This is a genomic window from Mycobacterium sp. IDUB_17 (assembly GCF_055419465.1).
Genome location: NZ_JBVAXS010000007.1, coordinates 413,644 through 429,854 on the forward strand (window position 1 = coordinate 413,644; position 16,211 = coordinate 429,854).

18 protein-coding genes and 1 pseudogene are annotated in these 16,211 nt (G+C 64.8%); 12 read left to right on the forward strand and 7 right to left on the reverse strand.

Annotation, left to right across the window (positions count from 1 at the left end; genetic code table 11):
- Positions 1-3: 3 nt before the first annotated feature.
- From ACZYZ7_RS27790 to ACZYZ7_RS27800, 3 genes are all read right to left on the reverse strand, one after another.
- Positions 4-777, reverse strand: coding sequence for an amino acid ABC transporter ATP-binding protein (locus ACZYZ7_RS27790; protein ID WP_090427717.1), 774 nt, complete (start codon positions 775-777; stop codon positions 4-6).
- Entirely contained in the window at positions 774-2,189 is a 1,416-nt protein-coding gene (locus ACZYZ7_RS27795; protein ID WP_450070166.1) for an amino acid ABC transporter substrate-binding protein/permease, read from the reverse strand. Before ACZYZ7_RS27795 ends, ACZYZ7_RS27790 begins: the two co-directional genes overlap by 4 nt.
- Positions 2,190-2,658: 469 nt before the next feature.
- Positions 2,659-2,784 (reverse strand): hypothetical protein, encoded by a 126-nt coding sequence (locus ACZYZ7_RS27800; protein WP_450070100.1) that lies wholly within the window; start codon positions 2,782-2,784, stop codon positions 2,659-2,661.
- A gap of 344 nt (positions 2,785-3,128) precedes the next feature.
- On the opposite strand from ACZYZ7_RS27800, the gene ACZYZ7_RS27805 reads away from it, so the two are divergent.
- Positions 3,129-3,422, forward strand: coding sequence for a hypothetical protein (locus tag ACZYZ7_RS27805; RefSeq protein WP_450070101.1), 294 nt, complete (start codon positions 3,129-3,131; stop codon positions 3,420-3,422).
- Between the two features lie 10 nt (positions 3,423-3,432).
- On the opposite strand, the gene ACZYZ7_RS27810 is transcribed toward ACZYZ7_RS27805, so the two are convergent.
- A complete protein-coding gene (locus ACZYZ7_RS27810) occupies positions 3,433-4,362 on the reverse strand; it encodes a TauD/TfdA dioxygenase family protein (RefSeq protein ID WP_450070102.1) in 930 nt (309 codons plus the stop codon).
- A 72-nt stretch (positions 4,363-4,434) separates the two neighbouring features.
- Positions 4,435-4,770: a hypothetical protein gene (locus tag ACZYZ7_RS27815; RefSeq protein WP_450070103.1), complete on the reverse strand. Its 336-nt coding sequence runs from the start codon at positions 4,768-4,770 to the stop codon at positions 4,435-4,437.
- Between the two features lie 137 nt (positions 4,771-4,907).
- Here ACZYZ7_RS27815 and ACZYZ7_RS27820 point away from each other — a divergent pair, with 137 nt between their 5' ends.
- Entirely contained in the window at positions 4,908-5,201 is a 294-nt protein-coding gene (locus ACZYZ7_RS27820; RefSeq protein ID WP_135457682.1) for a DUF4193 domain-containing protein, read from the forward strand.
- 36 nt (positions 5,202-5,237) lie between these two features.
- Here ACZYZ7_RS27820 and ACZYZ7_RS27825 read toward each other — a convergent pair whose 3' ends face one another.
- Positions 5,238-5,597, reverse strand: a complete 360-nt coding sequence (locus tag ACZYZ7_RS27825) for an Rv2640c family ArsR-like transcriptional regulator (RefSeq protein WP_044519995.1) — start codon at positions 5,595-5,597, stop codon at positions 5,238-5,240.
- 100 nt (positions 5,598-5,697) lie between these two features.
- On the opposite strand from ACZYZ7_RS27825, the gene ACZYZ7_RS27830 reads away from it, so the two are divergent.
- The 10 genes and pseudogenes from ACZYZ7_RS27830 to ACZYZ7_RS27875 all read left to right on the forward strand — a co-directional run bounded on the left by ACZYZ7_RS27830 (position 5,698) and on the right by ACZYZ7_RS27875 (position 13,991).
- A complete protein-coding gene (locus tag ACZYZ7_RS27830; protein ID WP_135457684.1) occupies positions 5,698-6,150 on the forward strand; it encodes an ArsI/CadI family heavy metal resistance metalloenzyme in 453 nt (150 codons plus the stop codon).
- Positions 6,123-7,645: pseudogene (gene arsB / locus ACZYZ7_RS27835) on the forward strand (ACR3 family arsenite efflux transporter). The gene ACZYZ7_RS27830 and the pseudogene arsB overlap by 28 nt, the downstream one beginning before the upstream one ends.
- A 42-nt stretch (positions 7,646-7,687) precedes the next feature.
- Positions 7,688-8,110: a YybH family protein gene (locus tag ACZYZ7_RS27840; protein WP_135457689.1), complete on the forward strand. Its 423-nt coding sequence runs from the start codon at positions 7,688-7,690 to the stop codon at positions 8,108-8,110.
- A 36-nt stretch (positions 8,111-8,146) separates the two neighbouring features.
- Positions 8,147-8,479: a hypothetical protein gene (locus ACZYZ7_RS27845; protein WP_135457691.1), complete on the forward strand. Its 333-nt coding sequence runs from the start codon at positions 8,147-8,149 to the stop codon at positions 8,477-8,479.
- Positions 8,480-8,525: 46 nt separating this feature from the next.
- The gene (locus tag ACZYZ7_RS27850; protein ID WP_450070104.1) at positions 8,526-8,816 is read left to right on the forward strand and encodes a cupin domain-containing protein; all 291 of its coding nucleotides are present in this window, start codon (positions 8,526-8,528) and stop codon (positions 8,814-8,816) included.
- A gap of 56 nt (positions 8,817-8,872) precedes the next feature.
- Positions 8,873-10,114 carry a YeeE/YedE thiosulfate transporter family protein gene (locus tag ACZYZ7_RS27855; RefSeq protein ID WP_450070105.1) on the forward strand — a complete coding sequence of 414 codons (1,242 nt, stop codon included), beginning with the start codon at positions 8,873-8,875 and terminating at the stop codon, positions 10,112-10,114.
- 127 nt (positions 10,115-10,241) lie between these two features.
- The gene (locus tag ACZYZ7_RS27860; RefSeq protein WP_135457697.1) at positions 10,242-10,805 is read left to right on the forward strand and encodes a hypothetical protein; all 564 of its coding nucleotides are present in this window, start codon (positions 10,242-10,244) and stop codon (positions 10,803-10,805) included.
- Positions 10,802-12,127, forward strand: coding sequence for a Dyp-type peroxidase (locus ACZYZ7_RS27865; protein ID WP_450070106.1), 1,326 nt, complete (start codon positions 10,802-10,804; stop codon positions 12,125-12,127). The genes ACZYZ7_RS27860 and ACZYZ7_RS27865 overlap by 4 nt, the downstream gene beginning before the upstream one ends.
- Before the next feature lie 8 nt (positions 12,128-12,135).
- Positions 12,136-13,149 carry a hypothetical protein gene (locus tag ACZYZ7_RS27870; protein ID WP_135457701.1) on the forward strand — a complete coding sequence of 338 codons (1,014 nt, stop codon included), beginning with the start codon at positions 12,136-12,138 and terminating at the stop codon, positions 13,147-13,149.
- Positions 13,149-13,991: a bile acid:sodium symporter family protein gene (locus tag ACZYZ7_RS27875; RefSeq protein WP_450070107.1), complete on the forward strand. Its 843-nt coding sequence runs from the start codon at positions 13,149-13,151 to the stop codon at positions 13,989-13,991. The genes ACZYZ7_RS27870 and ACZYZ7_RS27875 overlap by 1 nt, the downstream gene beginning before the upstream one ends.
- Here ACZYZ7_RS27875 and ACZYZ7_RS27880 read toward each other — a convergent pair.
- Entirely contained in the window at positions 13,921-16,185 is a 2,265-nt protein-coding gene (locus ACZYZ7_RS27880) for an AAA family ATPase (RefSeq protein WP_450070108.1), read from the reverse strand. The genes ACZYZ7_RS27875 and ACZYZ7_RS27880 overlap by 71 nt on opposite strands.
- Positions 16,186-16,211 lie beyond the last annotated feature (26 nt).

Here is a 16,211-nt window from a genome sequence, read left to right on the forward strand (position 1 = left end):
CCGCTACAGCACCTTCGACAGAAACTCTTGCAGCCGAGGGTGTTTGGGGCTGTCGAACACCTCGGACGGAGTGTCGTCCTCGACGATGTTGCCGTCTGCCATGAAGATCACCCGGGAGGCCACCTCTCGGGCGAAACCCATCTCGTGGGTGACGACGACCATCGTCATGCCGCCCTCGGCCAGGTCCCGCAGCACCTGCAGTACATCGCCGACCATCTCTGGATCCAAGGCGCTGGTGGCCTCGTCGAACAACATGATCGAGGGGTTCATCGCCAGCGCCCGGGCGATCGCGACACGCTGCTTCTGGCCGCCGGACAATGTGGCAGGCTTGACGTTGGCCTTCTCCGCCAGGCCCACCTGGGTCAGCAACTCCATCGCCCGCTTCTCTGCGGCGGCCTTGTCCATCTTCTTGGTCAGCAGCGGCGCCAGCGTCACATTGTCGATCACCGTCATGTGCGGGAACAGGTTGAAGTGCTGGAACACCATACCGATGTGTTGACGGACCTTGTCCAGGTTCACTTTTCTGTCGGTGAGGTCGAATCCATCGACGGTGACCTTGCCCGCGGTGATGTCCTCCAACTTGTTGAGGCACCGCAGGAAGGTGGACTTACCGGACCCCGACGGTCCGATGACGCAGACCACCTCGCCCTTGCTGACCGTGGTGTCGATGCCGTCAAGCACGACCAGGTCGCCGAATGACTTCTTGAGGCCCTCGATGCGGATCTTGACGGTGCCCTCGGGCTCGGCGGCCGCGGCTTCCGGTACCAGCTGGGTCATTTCACCATCCTCTTTTCGAGCCGGTCGGAGAGTTTCGTCAGCGCCATGATGACGATGAAGTAGATGATGCCGATGATCAGCCACATGGTGAACGACTGGTAGTTGCGCGCGATGATCAGTCGTCCGGTCTGCGTCAACTCGGCGATGCCGATCACCGACAGGATCGAGGTGTCCTTGAGGGTGATGACGAACTGGTTGACGTACGACGGGATCATGGTGCGAACCGCCTGCGGCAGAATGACTTTGCGCATCGTCGGCAGATATCCGATACCGAGGCTGCGGGCTGCCTCCATCTGCCCCTTGTCCACCGCCTGGATTCCGCCGCGGACGATCTCGGTCATGTAGGCGCCGGCGTTGAGCGACAGCGTGATGATGCCCGCCGTCAGCGCCGTCATCTGGAACCCCAGCGCGGTCGGGATACCGAAGTAGATGAAGAAGGCCTGCACCAGAAGTGGTGTGCCACGGAAGATGTCGACGTACGTGGTGCCGATGGCCCGCAGCACGATCGACCGCGATACCCGGAAGAGCCCGAAGATGACGCCGAGTACCAGGGCGATGGCGATCGACACCACCGTCAGGATGATCGTCATCTTCAGACCAGCCATCAGGAACGGGAAGGTGCTCTTGACCAGACCGACGAACGAGTTGTCGGCCTCGGCGGCACCCTCACCGAGGTACTTCTCGACGATCTGGTCGTAGCGCCCGGAATCCTTGAGTTCCTTGAGACCCGCGTTGAACTTGCTCAGCAGTTCGGCGTTGCGGCCCTTGTTCACCGCGAAGCCGTAGCTGGAGCCCTTCTCCTTCGGCGTCACGGTCTTGAACCCGTTGCCCTGTTGGATGCCGTAGGCGAGCACCGGGTAGTCCTCGAAGACGGCCACGGAGTTACCCGTCTTGACTTCCTCGAACATCGACGCGGAATCGGCGAACGAGACGATCTGGAATCCGTACTTGTCCTTGATCGACTCGGCGAACTCGGCGCCCTGGGTGCCGTTCTTGACCGCGACCCGCTTGCCCTTGAGGTCGGCGTAGGACTTGATGTCCTCGTTGCCGGCCAGCACGGCCATCTGCACGCCGGATTCGAAATAGGGGTCGGAGAAGTCGAAGACCTTCTTGCGCTCATCGGTGATCGACATGCCGGCGATCACCCCGTCGGCCTGATTGGCCTGAACTGCCTGGAGCGCGGCGTCGAAGCCCAGCGGTTTGATCGTGATGTTGAACTTCTGGTTCGCCGCGATCTCGTTGATGAGATCGATGTCGATGCCGACGAATTTGCCGTCCACGTCCTGGAATTCGAACGGCGCAAAGGTGATGTCGGTGGCGACAATATAGGTCTCACCGTCGGCGGCGGCGCGGGCCGGGGCCAGCATCGCGGCCCCGAACAGGCCGACCAGCAACGCCACGACGGCGGCCATCAGCCGTTGCGGGGACCGGATGACTCCGGCGATGCCCTCGCCCGACGCGGATTCGGCTCTCATCGTCCACTCTCCTATCCAGGTAGAAACGACGAGTCCCCACGCTATCGTCGCGACACCGATTAGGGCGGTATTTCCGAGGGTCCGAGAGGCAGCACCGGCTTAGCCGCTGGAGTCGAAGTCGGCCGGGACTGACGCCGAGGGCACGACCGCGAACTCCTCGGCATGGTCGGTGTCGGCCGGCGCGCAGGTCTGGAGGTACTTGTGGCCCTGGGCCGTGGTCAGGCTGTCACTTGCATGTAATACGGGGCCGGCGATCCTCAGCAAGCGGTAGCCGAGCGGTCGCCGAACGAAGGACGGGTCCTGGATCGCATTGTTCAGGGTCAGGTAATGCGATCGCAGCAGAGCGTCGGCCCGTTCCTCACTGTGTCGCTGACACTTGCCGAAATCTGGCCGAATACACGGCGTTTCACTGTTGATCGATCCGCGGTGCGGATACCGCAGCCCAGTCCGCTTGCGCCATAGCGATTCTGATGGTCAGGGCGTTGTCGAGCACACAAAGCGCGTCGCGCTTCTGTTGTTGTTGCGCACTCATCGGACCCCCCCTGTCATCCCCCGTTAACCGCAGCTTTACCGATCGGTGAGCGCGCCGCCAACCCGAGGATCCATCCAATTGCACTGCGCGGGAACAAGATAGTTGCGCAGGAAAGGTCCGACCCGTCGCGCCATCAGCCAGTGGCAAACTGCGTGTCCGCCTTTACAAATCACTCAACCTGTCCACCTCGCAGCCTCGGGAAGCCAGGCTGTAAATGGATGTTCGGTCCGAGACGTCACATAAAGAGGTAGTGCACTACGCGTGAGGAATGGATATGGGCGGCCGTATGTTTTCTGCATGAGAGCGCTGGAAAGTACGGCGCTTGGTTCAGAGGAAGTTTCGACATGAGCGTTTTCCATCCGGTTTCCGTGGTCAAGCGCGAAGCCTCACGACAGAACGCACCGGTCCTGCATTCACACGAACCGGTGCTCATCACCGAACAGCAGGTGCTGTTCAGTACCGCCGCAGCAGCGGGCACGCCCACCCATCACAACGTCGTGGCGATGGTGTCACATGCGGTGTCGTCGGTGGCAGAACACTGGCATGCCCACGCTAACCGGCGGCGCGCCACCTACTACCCGCCACGGTGCAGCTATCTCGAGCACAGCCTGATGGCTCGGGAGATGGATCGACTCTGACCGCCCCGGGTCAGCCGGCCAGCGCGACCGGCGCGACCACCTCGGAGTACCGCGACGCGTCGCCGGCGATGGTCCGGCTGCGTCGGCCGTGGACATCGACCGGGACATCTCCGGCCAGGGTGATCCGGCTCAGCCGGCGGTACTGGTCGTCGTAGTCGGCTACCGCGTAGTGCTGGGTGGCCCGGTTGTCCCAGATCGCCAGGTCTCCGGGCTCCCAGCTCCAACGAATCGTGTTCTCCAACTTGATGACCCGATCTTGGAGTAGCCGGAACACGGTGGCCGACTCGGCGGGGCCGAGGCCGACGAACTGTTTGATGAAGTGTCCCAGCAGTAATACCCGCTTACCGGTCTCGGGATGGACCCGCACCACGGGGTGCTCGGTTTCGTAGTACTCCGACACGAATTCCTCGCGGTACTGCCGCTCGGCGTCGGCGAGAACCGGGCGCCCTTCGTCGTCGAACCGGTCTCCGGTGGCGTAGTCGTACTGGTTGGTGTGCACCGCCCACAGGTTCTCGACCAGCGCGCGGAGCGGCCCGGGCAGCGCGTCGTAGGCCGCCTCGGTCGATGCCCATGTCGTGGTCCCGCCGTAGTTCGGCAGCGTCACCGCCCTGAGCAACGAGGCTTTCGGGATGCGGTCGACGAATGTCACATCGGTGTGCCAACTGTTGGCCTTGTCATACCGCGAGTCGATGGGCAGGATCCGCTCGCCGCGCGAGGTGACGGTCGGGTGCGCTCTCGTCGGGGTACCGAGCAGCCGCGCGAAAGCCAACTGACCGTCGTCGTCGAGATGGTGTTGCCCGCGGAAGAAGATGACCTTGTGCTCGAGCAGGGCATCGTTGATCGCCGACGCCGTGGCCGGGTCAAGAGTGCCGCTGACGTCGATTCCATCCATGCGAGCCCCGATGTGGGCACCGAGCTTCACTACACGTAGAGAGGACACCCCGTCACCATCGGCAACAGGGCGCCTGAGCACCACAGTTGCGCTCACCACGAGCGCAACGAGCCGCGAAGGTCAGTCGATCCGGATGACGTAGGTGCCGTCGTCGTCGCGCTCGATCTGTCCGTCGAGGGCGTTGATCCACACCGGGGTGTCGCGTCGCGAACCGAGGAACGCGCTCTGCACGGAGCCCCCGGGCTGCAGGTCGACGTTCCACTCGTCGTCCTGGGCGACGATGGTGACGATCTCCTCGCCATTGGCGCGACGGATCGAGATCAGCTGACCGTTGGAGTCCAGATCCTCCAGGTCCGCATCGTCGTCATCGAGGTACCCATCAAGCTCGGCGTCATCGAAGATCTCGGCGTCCGAACCCCTGCCATCGTCATGCACGCCGACGACTGTACTCAGCATCACGTCCACCGATGCAGACCCCGGCGGATTGAACCGCTAACGTGCATCCGACGTTTACAGGCTATTCGCCCGGGGAACAAGATGTCCCGCTGTGGCGTTGGCGAGAAACATTGGTCTTGAACTTAGGAGGATCATTTATGGCTACCGATTACGACGCCCCGCGCGTCAAGGAGACCGACGAGCCCGCTGAGGAGTCGCTGGAACAGCTGGCCACGCGGCGCACCGCAGCCGACACGGCAGTCATCGACGAGGACGAGGTGGTCGACTCCTTCGACCTGCCCGACGCCGATATCTCCGGCGAGGAACTGAGCGTCCGGGTCATCCCCAAGCAGGCTGACGAGTTCACCTGTTCGAGCTGTTTCCTGGTGCAGCACCGCAACCGGATGGCCTTGCAGAAGGGCGACCAGCAGCTCTGCGTCGACTGCGTCTGACGCAGTCGACGATTCAAGGCCCGACGGCCGTCGCGCTCAGCGACAACAGTTCGGGTCGAGCACGGTGCACAACGCGACGAGTGAGTCCCGGCGCGGGCGGTGGTAGACGTTCATGCCGCGCCGTTCGGACTCCACCATCCCGGCCCGCCGCAACTGTGACAGGTGGTGGCTGACCGTTGATTCGGCCAAGCCGACCGCAGCCGCCAGATCACACCCACAGACTTCTCCGGCCTCGGCGCTGAACAACAGCGACACGAGCTTGACCCGCACGGGGTCGGCCAGCGCTTTCAGCCGCAGCGCAATCTCCAGCGCCCCGTCGTCATCGATCGGGCCGGCCGCCACAGGTGAGCAGCAGACCGGTTCAGAGGTGTCGACCACCGGCAACGCCTTGGGCATGCAGCCATTCTGCCAGAGGATATTGACATACGTCGAAGAGGTGGCATCATCGATGCCGTCCGAATAATTCGACATAAGTCGCAGAGGTTGGGAGCCTGTCATGTCCCGCGCACAACTCGCCTTGAACGTCGACGATCTCGACGAGGCCATCACGTTCTACTCGAAGCTGTTCAACACGGCACCGGCGAAGGTCAAGCCGGGCTACGCCAACTTCGCCATCACCGCTCCCCCGCTGAAGTTGGTGCTGATCGAAAACCCCGGGCACGGCGGAACACTCAACCATCTCGGTATCGAGGTCGAGTCCAGCGACCAGGTGCACGCAGAGATCGCCCGCCTCACGGACGAAGGCCTGTTCACCGAGGAGGAGATCGGCACCACCTGTTGCTTCGCCACCCAGGACAAGGTGTGGGTGAGCGGTCCCGCCGGCGAAAAGTGGGAGGTCTACACAGTTCTCGCCGACTCGGAATCCTTCGGCACCAACTCGCCTGCACTCGATGCCGCTGCCGCCGAGAGCGGGTGCTGCACATCGAGCGCACCCGAGACATCAGCGTGAACCCACCCGCTTCAACCAGACTTTCCACCCTGGATCGGCTGCTGCCCGTCTGGATCGCCGCGGCGATGGCCGGCGGCCTGCTGCTGGGCAGGCTTGTTCCCGGGGTCAACAACGCTCTGAATCGCGTTCAGGTTGACGGCATCTCGCTCCCGATCGCGCTGGGCCTGCTGATCATGATGTACCCGGTCCTGGCCAAGGTGCGCTACGACCGCCTCGACCGCGTGACCGGTGATCGCAAGCTGTTGATCAGCTCGCTGATCCTCAACTGGGTGCTGGGTCCCGCCCTGATGTTCGCGCTGGCCTGGCTCTTTCTGCCCGATCTGCCCGAGTACCGGACAGGTCTGATCATCGTCGGGCTGGCCCGGTGCATCGCCATGGTCATCATCTGGAACGACCTGGCCTGCGGCGACCGCGAGGCCGCCGCGGTGCTGGTCGCCCTCAATTCGATCTTTCAAGTGCTCATGTTCGCCGTGCTCGGCTGGTTCTACCTGTCGGTGCTTCCCGGCTGGCTCGGCCTTGAGCAGGCCCGCATCGACACGTCGCCGTGGCAGATCGCCAAGTCGGTACTGATCTTCCTGGGTATCCCACTGCTGGCCGGCTATCTGTCGCGCCGCATCGGTGAATCCGCGAAGGGCAGGGACTGGTACGAATCGACGTTCCTGCCGCGTATCGGCCCTTGGGCCCTGTACGGCCTGCTGTTCACCATCGTCGTGCTGTTTGCACTCCAGGGCGACCAGATCGCCACCCGCCCGTGGGACGTCGCTCGCATCGCGGTGCCGCTGCTGGCGTACTTCGCGATCATGTGGGGTGGCGGCTACGCACTGGGAGCAATCCTGGGGCTCGGCTACGAGCGCACCACCACCCTCGCGTTCACGGCCGCGGGCAACAACTTCGAACTGGCCATCGCGGTGGCAATCGCGACGTACGGCGCAACATCCGGCCAAGCCCTGGCAGGTGTGGTCGGCCCGCTGATCGAAGTGCCCGTCTTGGTGGCGCTGGTCTACGTGTCACTGGCGTTGCGACGCCGGTTCACCCAGGCGACTGCCACCCCGGCACCGATACCGGGCAGCCGATGACCTCACAGCAGCACCGGCCCAGCGTGTTGTTCCTCTGCACGCACAATGCCGGCCGGTCCCAGATGGCGATGGGCTTTTTCACCCACCTCGCCGGGGACCGGGCATCCGTGTTCTCGGGAGGCTCGGAGCCGGCGGACAAGGTCAACGCGGCGGCCGTGGCGGCGATGGCCGAAGTCGGTATCGACATCGCACACGAACAACCTCGGCGATGGACCGACGACATCGTCGAGGCGGCCGACGTCGTCGTCACGATGGGATGCGGGGATACCTGCCCGTACTTCCCCGGCAAGCGCTACGAGAACTGGGAATTGGCCGATCCGGCCGGCCTCGGGGTCGAAGCGGTCCGTCCGATTCGCGACGACATCGAGCGGCGCGTTCGCGTTCTACTCGTCGAACTCGGACTCGGCCCCGCCCACTGATTCTCCGGTGCCCGGCGGCGGTGGTCGCCTACCGTGACGAGCATGACTGAAGCCGCCATTCGACAGCGCATCGCCGATGGTGTGAATGCGATCCGTGCGCGCGACCTCGACACGCTCACCGCCCTGTATGCACCCGACGTCGTGTCCTTCGACATCGGGGCACCGCTGCGCTACGCCGGAGACGACAACAAGCGACGGGCCTGGCAGGAAGTCTTCACCGCGTACACCGGCCCGATCGGCTACGACGTGCACGAGTTGACCGTCACCACCGAGGGTGACCTCGCGTTCGTGCACAGCCTCAACCATGTCCGCGGCACCCTGTCCAGTGGCCGCGACATCGACATGTGGGTGCGGTGGACAGCGTGCCTGCGTTGCGTCGACGGCGTCTGGATGGTCACCCATGACCATGTCTCGGTGCCCGCCGACCTCGAATACGGCAAGGCTGTCCTGAATCTGACGCCGTGACCCCCCTGAACCGCCATCAACTGGAAGCATGAGGACATGAGAACCCTGATCACCCCACGCCACCTGGTCATCTCCGCTTGGTCCGCGGTCGCCGTGGTGGCAGCGGCGACTGCGGTCGCCGCAGTTCCCGCTCCGTCGAGCGTGCTGGCGGCCTGCCCGAACGGCGAGGACCCCGATACCTACACCGGCACCTGTGTGCCCTACCTGGTGCCGAACTCACGGAACCTCCCCAGCAGCAACAACCTGTGCCCGCCCGGAGTCAGTGGCACTGAATGCGGTTCGGCAGAGGTCCAGGCCACTCCCACTGCGCCGGTCGCACCGACGGGCCCTGAGCAGGCACTCGAAGACGTGAGCACGCCTGACTTCTGACGGCCGGTCATCAGCCCGGCCGGTGGGGAGGTATTCGATGTCGAACATGACAACCGGATCCCACTGGGAGATCCAGCTCGAAAATGACTGGTTCCGTGTGACTCGGTGGACGATCGATCCGGGTGGCGCCATCCCGATGCACCGGCACGACTACGAGTACGTGGTTGTCCCGGTGGTCACCGGCACCATGCACGTCGTCACTGCCGACGGCATCGAGATCGTCGCGGAACTCGTAGCCGGACAAAGCTATTCACGACCGGCAGGCTCCGAGCACACCGTCGAGAATCGCGGTGACCGCGACCCGATCGTCTTCGTCGAAGTGGAACGTCTGGCCTGACGTCGAGGCGATACCGGATCGCCAGTACGCAAAGCCGGCTGCCGCAGGAGGTGCACATGGTCAGCGTCACCGCCCCGTTATGGGTAGGCCTGCTGATCGGTGCCGCATTCAGTGTGCCCGCCTCGATCTGGGGAATTGGCAACCCGGAAACGATCATCCGGACTGCCAGGCTGGTTGATCGGCTCCTCCTCGGCTGCTTTCTGTTTGTCACCGCGATCGGTTCTGTATTGCTGTATGGGCTTTACGCGCTGGGATTCTCGATGCACTTCTCACCGAGGCCGACGTACTTGATCGGCGTCACCCTCGGCGGGATCATGTTCGGCGCCGGAGCGGCGGTGAGCGGCTACTTCCCCGGCACTGAAATGATCGCCCTCGGGGAGGGGCGCCGAGACGTCCTGGCAGCGCTGCCCGGCGGACTTCTCGGCGCCGCCGCGTGGACCGCGGTGTACCAGACCGATGTAGGCCGCTGGCTGGTGCACACCGCAGACCTCGGTGACCTGGTTGCTACCGGAGACATCGCCGATATCCGACCCATCCCCATGCTCGCAATCGCAATCGCTTACGCGGCAGCCGCGTTGACGCTGTTGTATTACTTGCCGCGATATGCCGGGGGTAGGCACAGTTGTCTTCAGCACCTACGCACGACCACCGCCCCGGTCGATGAACATGATCGGGCCTTTGCCGCGGATACCTCCGCCTACCTCGCCGAAGGTACAACCGCGCCGGCCTGGACCACCCTGCTTTCCCCGCCGGCCTCACAGCGGACGCCAAGCACGACCTTCTTCGCACGGACCACCGCCATGGCGGCCACGTTCGTCGCCGCGCTCGTGGTTCTGTCGCTGTTCCTTCGTCAGCCCTTCGGCATGTCGACCACCTACTCCTGGGTGGTGGGGCACCTTTTCATGCCGGGCTTCGACTACAGCCGACAGGTCTTCGCCACGATCGGCTGGGAGCCCCTTGTGGTTCTCGGCGTCCTGCTCGGATCTCTGTTCTCGGCACTGTTCATCACGGGTCGCTTCAATGCGTTCCGCCCCGTCGTACCGCCCTCATGGCGCAACCGATTCGGCCCCAGCCGCGCCAGGCGGGCAGCGGCATGCTTTGCGGGATCCTTTTTCGTGATCTTCGGGGCCCGGATGGCCGGTGGATGCACCAGCGGGCACACCCTCAGCGGCGGTATCCAGTTGGCGGTCAGTGCATGGCTTTTTACTGCGGCTTTGCTCGGTGGGATGCTGCTCACCGCCCGCTTCGTCTACGGCCATTGCAGCTGGCAGGTCGAGCCGGCGCAGCCCGAGCTGTAAAGGCCGTCTCGATCACGAAATGTCGGCGAGCGTTCTTGCGGGTTTGCCGACAGCACCACTCCTGCTGGGAGAAGTTCCCCCGAATCGGGGGACGACGTGAGCTCCCCGCGCCCATAATCTCGGTGCCATGGCGAACAACGGAAACAATGATTGGACCCAACCAGCAGCTCTTGCCATCCCCAAGGAGGGCTACTTCGAACTGACCCGGGGGCGCTATGGCCCGGTGTTTCCCCGCACCCCCGCCTGCTACGGCTTCAACATCATCGCCAAGGTGAAGGAGGGCCGCGAGGACGCGATCCGCGCCTACGGCAAGCAGCTCGAAGCGGCGGTCGCCGCGCAGCCCGACGTGCTGGCCCCGCTGAAGCTGCATTACCTGCGGTGGAATCTGTTCGACGTCGGCTCCGGTCTGCATTTCCAGTACCAGGGCATCTTCGACACCGACTTCGACAAGTACACCGAGGACGCCGTCAAACTGTTCAGCTCGACGGGCATCACCACCGCCTTCGTCAACCTTGAGGGCTTCCCGGAGGACTGGAAGACGAACCCCGAGGCGTTCATCATGTTCGTTCGCAACCACCAGGTGCCCAGCTTCCTGGAGTATGGCGAATACCCGTACGTCACGTCCGAGGAGGTCAAGAAGGCGTTGCGGCTCAAGGCCGCGTTCTCCGAGATGCTGGACCAAATGCAATGACCGATCTCGAATTCGACGATATCCAGCACATCATGCTGACCGGGACACCCCACTTGACCGGTCGGTACGAGTTCCTGTCCTTCGACACCCCCGAAGCAGGGCAAGCCTGGCTGGCCGAGATGGTGCCCCTCGTGCAGTCGGCCACCGATGTCCGCGAGACGGTCAACGTGTTCAAGCGTTGGGTCAACCTGGCCTTCACCTGGAACGGGTTGCGCGCATTGGGCCTGGACGAGGAGACGCTGGCGACATTCCCGGACGAGTTCCGGGAGGGCATGGCGTCGCGGGCCGACATCCTCGGGGACACCGGGGCGGCCGCACCCGAACACTGGGTGGGCGAGCTGGCGAGCGACGATCTGCACGCGATTGTCATCCTGTTCGCCCGGGACGAGGAGGAACGCCTGCGGTGCGTCGGCGAACACGACGCACTGCTGGCCCGCTGCCCGGGGGTGCGGTCACTGTCGCATCTGGATCTGGCCGCCACCGCACCGTTCGAGTACGACCACGATCACTTCGGGTACCGCGATCCGGTGTCCCAGCCGCAGATGAAGGGTTCCGGTGAGGTGTTGCTGCCCGGCTCGGGCGGGGCGCTGGCAGCGGGCGAGTTCATCCTCGGCTATCCGGACGAAGAGGGGTTGGTCGCGAACCAGCCCACCCCCGAGGTGCTTTCGCGCAACGGCAGCTTCATGGCGTACCGCCGGCTGGAGGAGCATGTCGGGGTCTTCCGCGACTACCTGAAGCAGAATGCCGAGGGCGCCGAGGGCGAGGAGCTGCTGGCCGCCAAGTTCATGGGCCGGTGGCGCAGCGGTGCACCGTTGGTACTCGCACCCGAACATGACGATCCGGAACTGGGTGCGGATCCGATGCGTAACAACGATTTCGATTACGGAACGATGGATCCGCACGGCTATGCCTGCCCGATCGGCGCCCATGCCCGCAGGCTGAATCCACGCGATACCGAGCCGAATCCGAATCGGCGCAGGATGATCCGGCGCAGCGGCACCTACGGGGCGGCCTTGCCCGCAGGCGTCCCTGACGACGGAGTCGAACGCGGTATCGGGATGTTCCTGATCTGCGCCAGCCTGGTCCGTCAGTTCGAGTTCGCCCAGAACGTCTGGATCAACGACAGTTCGTTCAAAGATCTGGGCAACGAGCACGACCCGATCTGCGGCACCCAGGACGGCACGCTGGACTTCAAGATTCCGAAGCGGCCGATCCGCAAGGTACACAAGGGGTTACCGGCATTCACGACGCTGCGAGGCGGGGCGTACTTCTTCCTGCCCGGCCTGAGCGCACTGCGTTACCTCACAGACCTCAAAAACTAGGAGACACCATGGCTACACAGTCATACGCCCGTACCTACAACCAGGCCCACATCGCCCGGCCGCGCAACGGCAAACGACGCGTCAGCATCTACTGGTCCTGGAGCTACCCGTGGGAGGTCCAGCGCGACCCCGCCGAGCTGTACAACCGGTTCTCCACGGTCACCGAGGTGCGCCTGGCCACCTGGCCGGCCTACGAGACGCCCGAGTACAGCCCCAAGGAGTTCCTGCAGGGCATCGACGGAACGCTGGAACTGTTCCACCGCTCGTCCTTGGCCTTCCAGGACGTCGCCGGCGAGGCGACCGGGCATCCGGTCGCGGTGTTCCAGCGGGTCGATCAGGCCGGGTACCGGCTGCCGATCGATGAACGCATCCTGGACGACACCGACACCCTGATGATCTTCGGCCTGGACCACCTGCTGGGCGACGAGGCCGCCACCGAAGAAGAGATCGCCGCGATCCAGCAGTGGCTGAAGCGCGAGGGCACCTGCCTGATGCTGGCGCCGCATCACGACGTCGGGTTCATCGACGACAAAGAGCAGCAGCAGATGGAGTACCTGCACCACGGTGATCCGCTGACACCGCGGATCCAGCGCTTCAGCGGCTACGCCCGGTCGCTGCTGACCGGACTGAACATCCCGGTGCACAACACCTGGGGCCTGCGTCCGGCCACGGTCGAGGGCACCAGACAGATTGTGCCGCTTACCACTTTCCGCGATCTGGATTCCGCGGGCCTGCTGCGCGACGTCAGCACGCTGGCCTTGCATCCGCACCTGCCGCACTACGAGCTGACCGCGCCCGAGGGACCGGACCTCAGAGTCTTGGGCCGGCAACCGATCGACATGACCCGGCCGCATCCGTTCACCCTGGCGGGGAACACCGAGTTCAACGCCATTGTCCACATGCCGCCGTCCGGTGACCGCGCCGGTGACATCGTGCTGGTCGACTCAACCCATTTCACGACGCTGTTCGGCGCCAGTGACAGCCTGAAGTCCTTCTGGCGCAACCTGGTGACGATGGCCTGATGGGGGCCGGCATGAATGACCTGCTGCTGCGGGGCTCGAATATCGCCGTCGTCTTCTTCGTCGTATCGAGCACCCTGGCGGTCGGTCTGGGCTTGACTGTCGGCCAGATCCTGGCTCCGCTCAAGAACGTTCGCCTGGTTGCACTGTCCCTCGCGGCGAACTTCGTGCTGGCGCCGCTGGCAGCGTTCGGGCTGTGGCGGGTGTTCGATCTGGACGATCCGCTCGGGATCGGGCTGCTGTTGTGCGGGCTCGCTGCCGGCGCACCGTTCCTGATCAAGCTCGCCGAGTTCGCGAAGGCCGACATGGCTTTCGCGGTGGGCCTGATGGTGCTGTTGATGGTGGTCACCGTGGGCTATGTGCCGCTGATCCTGCCGATCTTCGTCTCGGGCGCCGCGGTGAACCCCGCTCAGATCGCGATGTCTCTCGTGGTTCTGATGCTCCTTCCGCTGGCCGCGGGCCTGCTGCTGCGGGCCCGCGGTCCCGGGGTGGCCGCCCGCCTCCAGCCCGTGATCGCGAAGATCTCCACCGTCAGCATGATTCTCGTGATCATGTTCACGATCGCCGCCCATTTCAACAGTGTGCTGTCGGTTTTCGGCACGTTCGGCATCCTGGCGGCTGTCATCTACACGGTGATCTGTGGCGGGATCGGTTGGCTCATGGGCGGTCCCGGGACACGGGAGGTGCTGGCTCTGGGAACCGCTCAGCGCAACGCCGCAGCGGCGTTCGTGGTGGCCGGGCAGAACTTCGATGATCCGAAGGTGGTCGTGATGATCACCGTGGTGTTGATCGCCGAGTTTCTGATGTTGTTGCCGTTCTCGCGGCGGCTCGCGCGCTCTCGCTGAGCAGCCCGAGCCGGTCGGCCTCGGCCACCGCGGCGGCGCGGGAGGAGACACCGAGTTTGCGGTAGATCGCCTTGGCCTGACTCTTCACGGTTTCCCGGCCCAAGATCAGCTCACCCGCGATGCGCTGCAGTGACAGGTGGGTGGCCAGGTAAGGCAGCAGCCTGAGCTCGGCCGTCGTCAGCGACGGCCGAGCACCACCGGCCGCGCGGGCCGCCGACAAGGCCTGGATCTGGTCCAGCCATTGCCCCACGCCGACGGCCTCGGGTTCACGCCGATGGGCACGTTGCGCCGCGCCCAGGTGACGGTCGCACAGGTCGGTGTCATCGATCTCGACAGCTGCGCCCGCCACCAGCACATGTGCCATCAGGGCGGTGCGGGCGGACAGATCACCCAGCCGTTCGAGGAGCCGTTCGGTCGCGCGGGCGGCCGAGCGCGCTCCCGCCACGTCGCCGCGCCGGGCCCGGACCAGCGCGTCGACCGCGTAGACCACCACGATCGGGACCATGTCGGACAAGTCGCGTGAGTCGACGATCGAACGCGCGGCGTTGGTGTGTGAGATGGCGGCCGACAGGTCGCCGTCACCGAGGTCCAATGCGGCGAGATGTGCCAGCACGGCGGCCTGGAATCCGGGTAGGTCTTCGATCACCGGCAACGCAGATTCCAGGGTGGCCCGGGCCTGCTCGGATTCCCCGAGCATGGCCAGGGCCGTACCTTTCATCGTGGTGGCCGCACCCCACCATGGATTGACCAGGTGATCACCTGCACCACAGACGGTTTCCGCAAAACGGATCACCTCCCCCACGCCGCCGATACCGATCAAGGACCCGATCAGCGCCGCGGCCACCTCCACCGACGGTGTGCCGTCGGAGAGCGGTTTGCCGGAGTCGGCCGCGCTCGCGGTCAGCAATGACCGCTGGATCAATTCGGCGTCACCGGTCATCACCCCCAGCCAGGCCCGCGCGATCGCGGCGTCGGGGTAGTCGGTGAAGGTCTGCTCATCGATCAGGCTGAGCCGCCGGGCCAGGACGCCGACCCGGCCGTCGAAGCCCAACCGCACCGCGTCCATCACCACCAGCGCGGCGGCCTGCGCACGGTCCTCGGCGGCCAGCGCCTGGGTCAATGCGCCGTCGACGTCACCGGCGTGGGCCAGCCGATCCGCGGCTCTCGCCGCCAACTCCCGGAACCGGTCCGGATCCCGATCGCGCAGTCGTGCGCGCAACAGATCACCGAACAATCGGTGATACCGGTACCAGACACCTTGGGTATCAAGGGAAACCAGAAACATGTTGCCCGAGTGGGTGATTGCGTCGAGCATCGCGGCCGAATCGGTACGGCCCAGCAGCGCGTCGAGTTCGTCGGCACAAAAGCGGTCCAGGACAGCTGATTCCGTCAGAAACGTGGCGGTGTCGGGATCGAGCTGACTGAGCACTTCCTCGACCAGATAGTCGGCCAGCAGCCGGTGCCGACCGGTAACCGCCTCGGCGGGCGCGCCATCGCGCAGCGCCAGCGCCGCCATCACCACACCGGCCGCCCAGCCTTCACATTTGTCGAGAACCCTTGTGACCGTGGCCTTGTCCATACCGGCACCGAGGGCCGCGAATGCGGCCGCACCTTCGGATCCGGACAGCTTCAGCTCGGGAACTCCGATCTCGCTGACATAGCCCTGCAGTCGGCGTCGCGCCAGATCGAGCGCGGGAATCTGCCGGCCGACCAGTACCAGCGTCGTCGAATTCGGGGCCAGGTCCACCACTGCGCGCAGGGCGTCGACGGCTGCGCTCGCCGACAACTCGTGAACATCGTCGAGCACCAGAACGACAGGCCCACAACTTTCGAGCGCCCGGACGAATGCCGACACCAGTTGGCTTTCGGCGCGGCCCGCGCCCTGCAGGTAGTCCAACACCGCCGGGTCGATGGGCTTGACCTGATTCAGTGCCGTGGCCAGGTGCAGCAGCAGGTGCACGGGGTCGTTGTCGAGATTGTCGAGCCGCGCCCACGCGAACGAACGCTGATCGGCGTCGTCCCACTGCTCGACCACGGTGGTCTTTCCGTATCCCGCGGGGGCGGCAACCACGACCAGACCGGTGCGATCCTGCAGTACCCGGGTCACTCCCGGGCGGGGAACACCGGCGCGTGCGGTAGCCGGTCGTCCGACTGTCGCCACCGGAATGTGCGCCGGCCAGGATCGTGCTACCACTTGGATATTTTAGGCCAGGGGCGCCA

Excerpts from the sequence above, each read along its gene's own strand:
- ACZYZ7_RS27790 (WP_090427717.1), bottom strand. The coding sequence starts at position 777 with ATGACCCAGCTGGTACCGGAAGCCGCGGCCGCCGAGCCCGAGGGCACC.
- ACZYZ7_RS27795 (WP_450070166.1), bottom strand. The coding sequence starts at position 2,189 with ATGGCCGCCGTCGTGGCGTTGCTGGTCGGCCTGTTCGGGGCCGCGATG.
- ACZYZ7_RS27800 (WP_450070100.1), bottom strand. The coding sequence starts at position 2,784 with ATGAGTGCGCAACAACAACAGAAGCGCGACGCGCTTTGTGTGCTCGAC.
- ACZYZ7_RS27805 (WP_450070101.1), top strand. The coding sequence starts at position 3,129 with ATGAGCGTTTTCCATCCGGTTTCCGTGGTCAAGCGCGAAGCCTCACGA.
- ACZYZ7_RS27815 (WP_450070103.1), bottom strand. The coding sequence starts at position 4,770 with ATGCTGAGTACAGTCGTCGGCGTGCATGACGATGGCAGGGGTTCGGAC.
- ACZYZ7_RS27820 (WP_135457682.1), top strand. The coding sequence starts at position 4,908 with ATGGCTACCGATTACGACGCCCCGCGCGTCAAGGAGACCGACGAGCCC.
- ACZYZ7_RS27825 (WP_044519995.1), bottom strand. The coding sequence starts at position 5,597 with ATGCCCAAGGCGTTGCCGGTGGTCGACACCTCTGAACCGGTCTGCTGC.
- ACZYZ7_RS27830 (WP_135457684.1), top strand. The coding sequence starts at position 5,698 with ATGTCCCGCGCACAACTCGCCTTGAACGTCGACGATCTCGACGAGGCC.
- ACZYZ7_RS27840 (WP_135457689.1), top strand. The coding sequence starts at position 7,688 with ATGACTGAAGCCGCCATTCGACAGCGCATCGCCGATGGTGTGAATGCG.
- ACZYZ7_RS27845 (WP_135457691.1), top strand. The coding sequence starts at position 8,147 with ATGAGAACCCTGATCACCCCACGCCACCTGGTCATCTCCGCTTGGTCC.
- ACZYZ7_RS27850 (WP_450070104.1), top strand. The coding sequence starts at position 8,526 with ATGACAACCGGATCCCACTGGGAGATCCAGCTCGAAAATGACTGGTTC.
- ACZYZ7_RS27855 (WP_450070105.1), top strand. The coding sequence starts at position 8,873 with ATGGTCAGCGTCACCGCCCCGTTATGGGTAGGCCTGCTGATCGGTGCC.
- ACZYZ7_RS27860 (WP_135457697.1), top strand. The coding sequence starts at position 10,242 with ATGGCGAACAACGGAAACAATGATTGGACCCAACCAGCAGCTCTTGCC.
- ACZYZ7_RS27865 (WP_450070106.1), top strand. The coding sequence starts at position 10,802 with ATGACCGATCTCGAATTCGACGATATCCAGCACATCATGCTGACCGGG.
- ACZYZ7_RS27870 (WP_135457701.1), top strand. The coding sequence starts at position 12,136 with ATGGCTACACAGTCATACGCCCGTACCTACAACCAGGCCCACATCGCC.
- ACZYZ7_RS27875 (WP_450070107.1), top strand. The coding sequence starts at position 13,149 with ATGGGGGCCGGCATGAATGACCTGCTGCTGCGGGGCTCGAATATCGCC.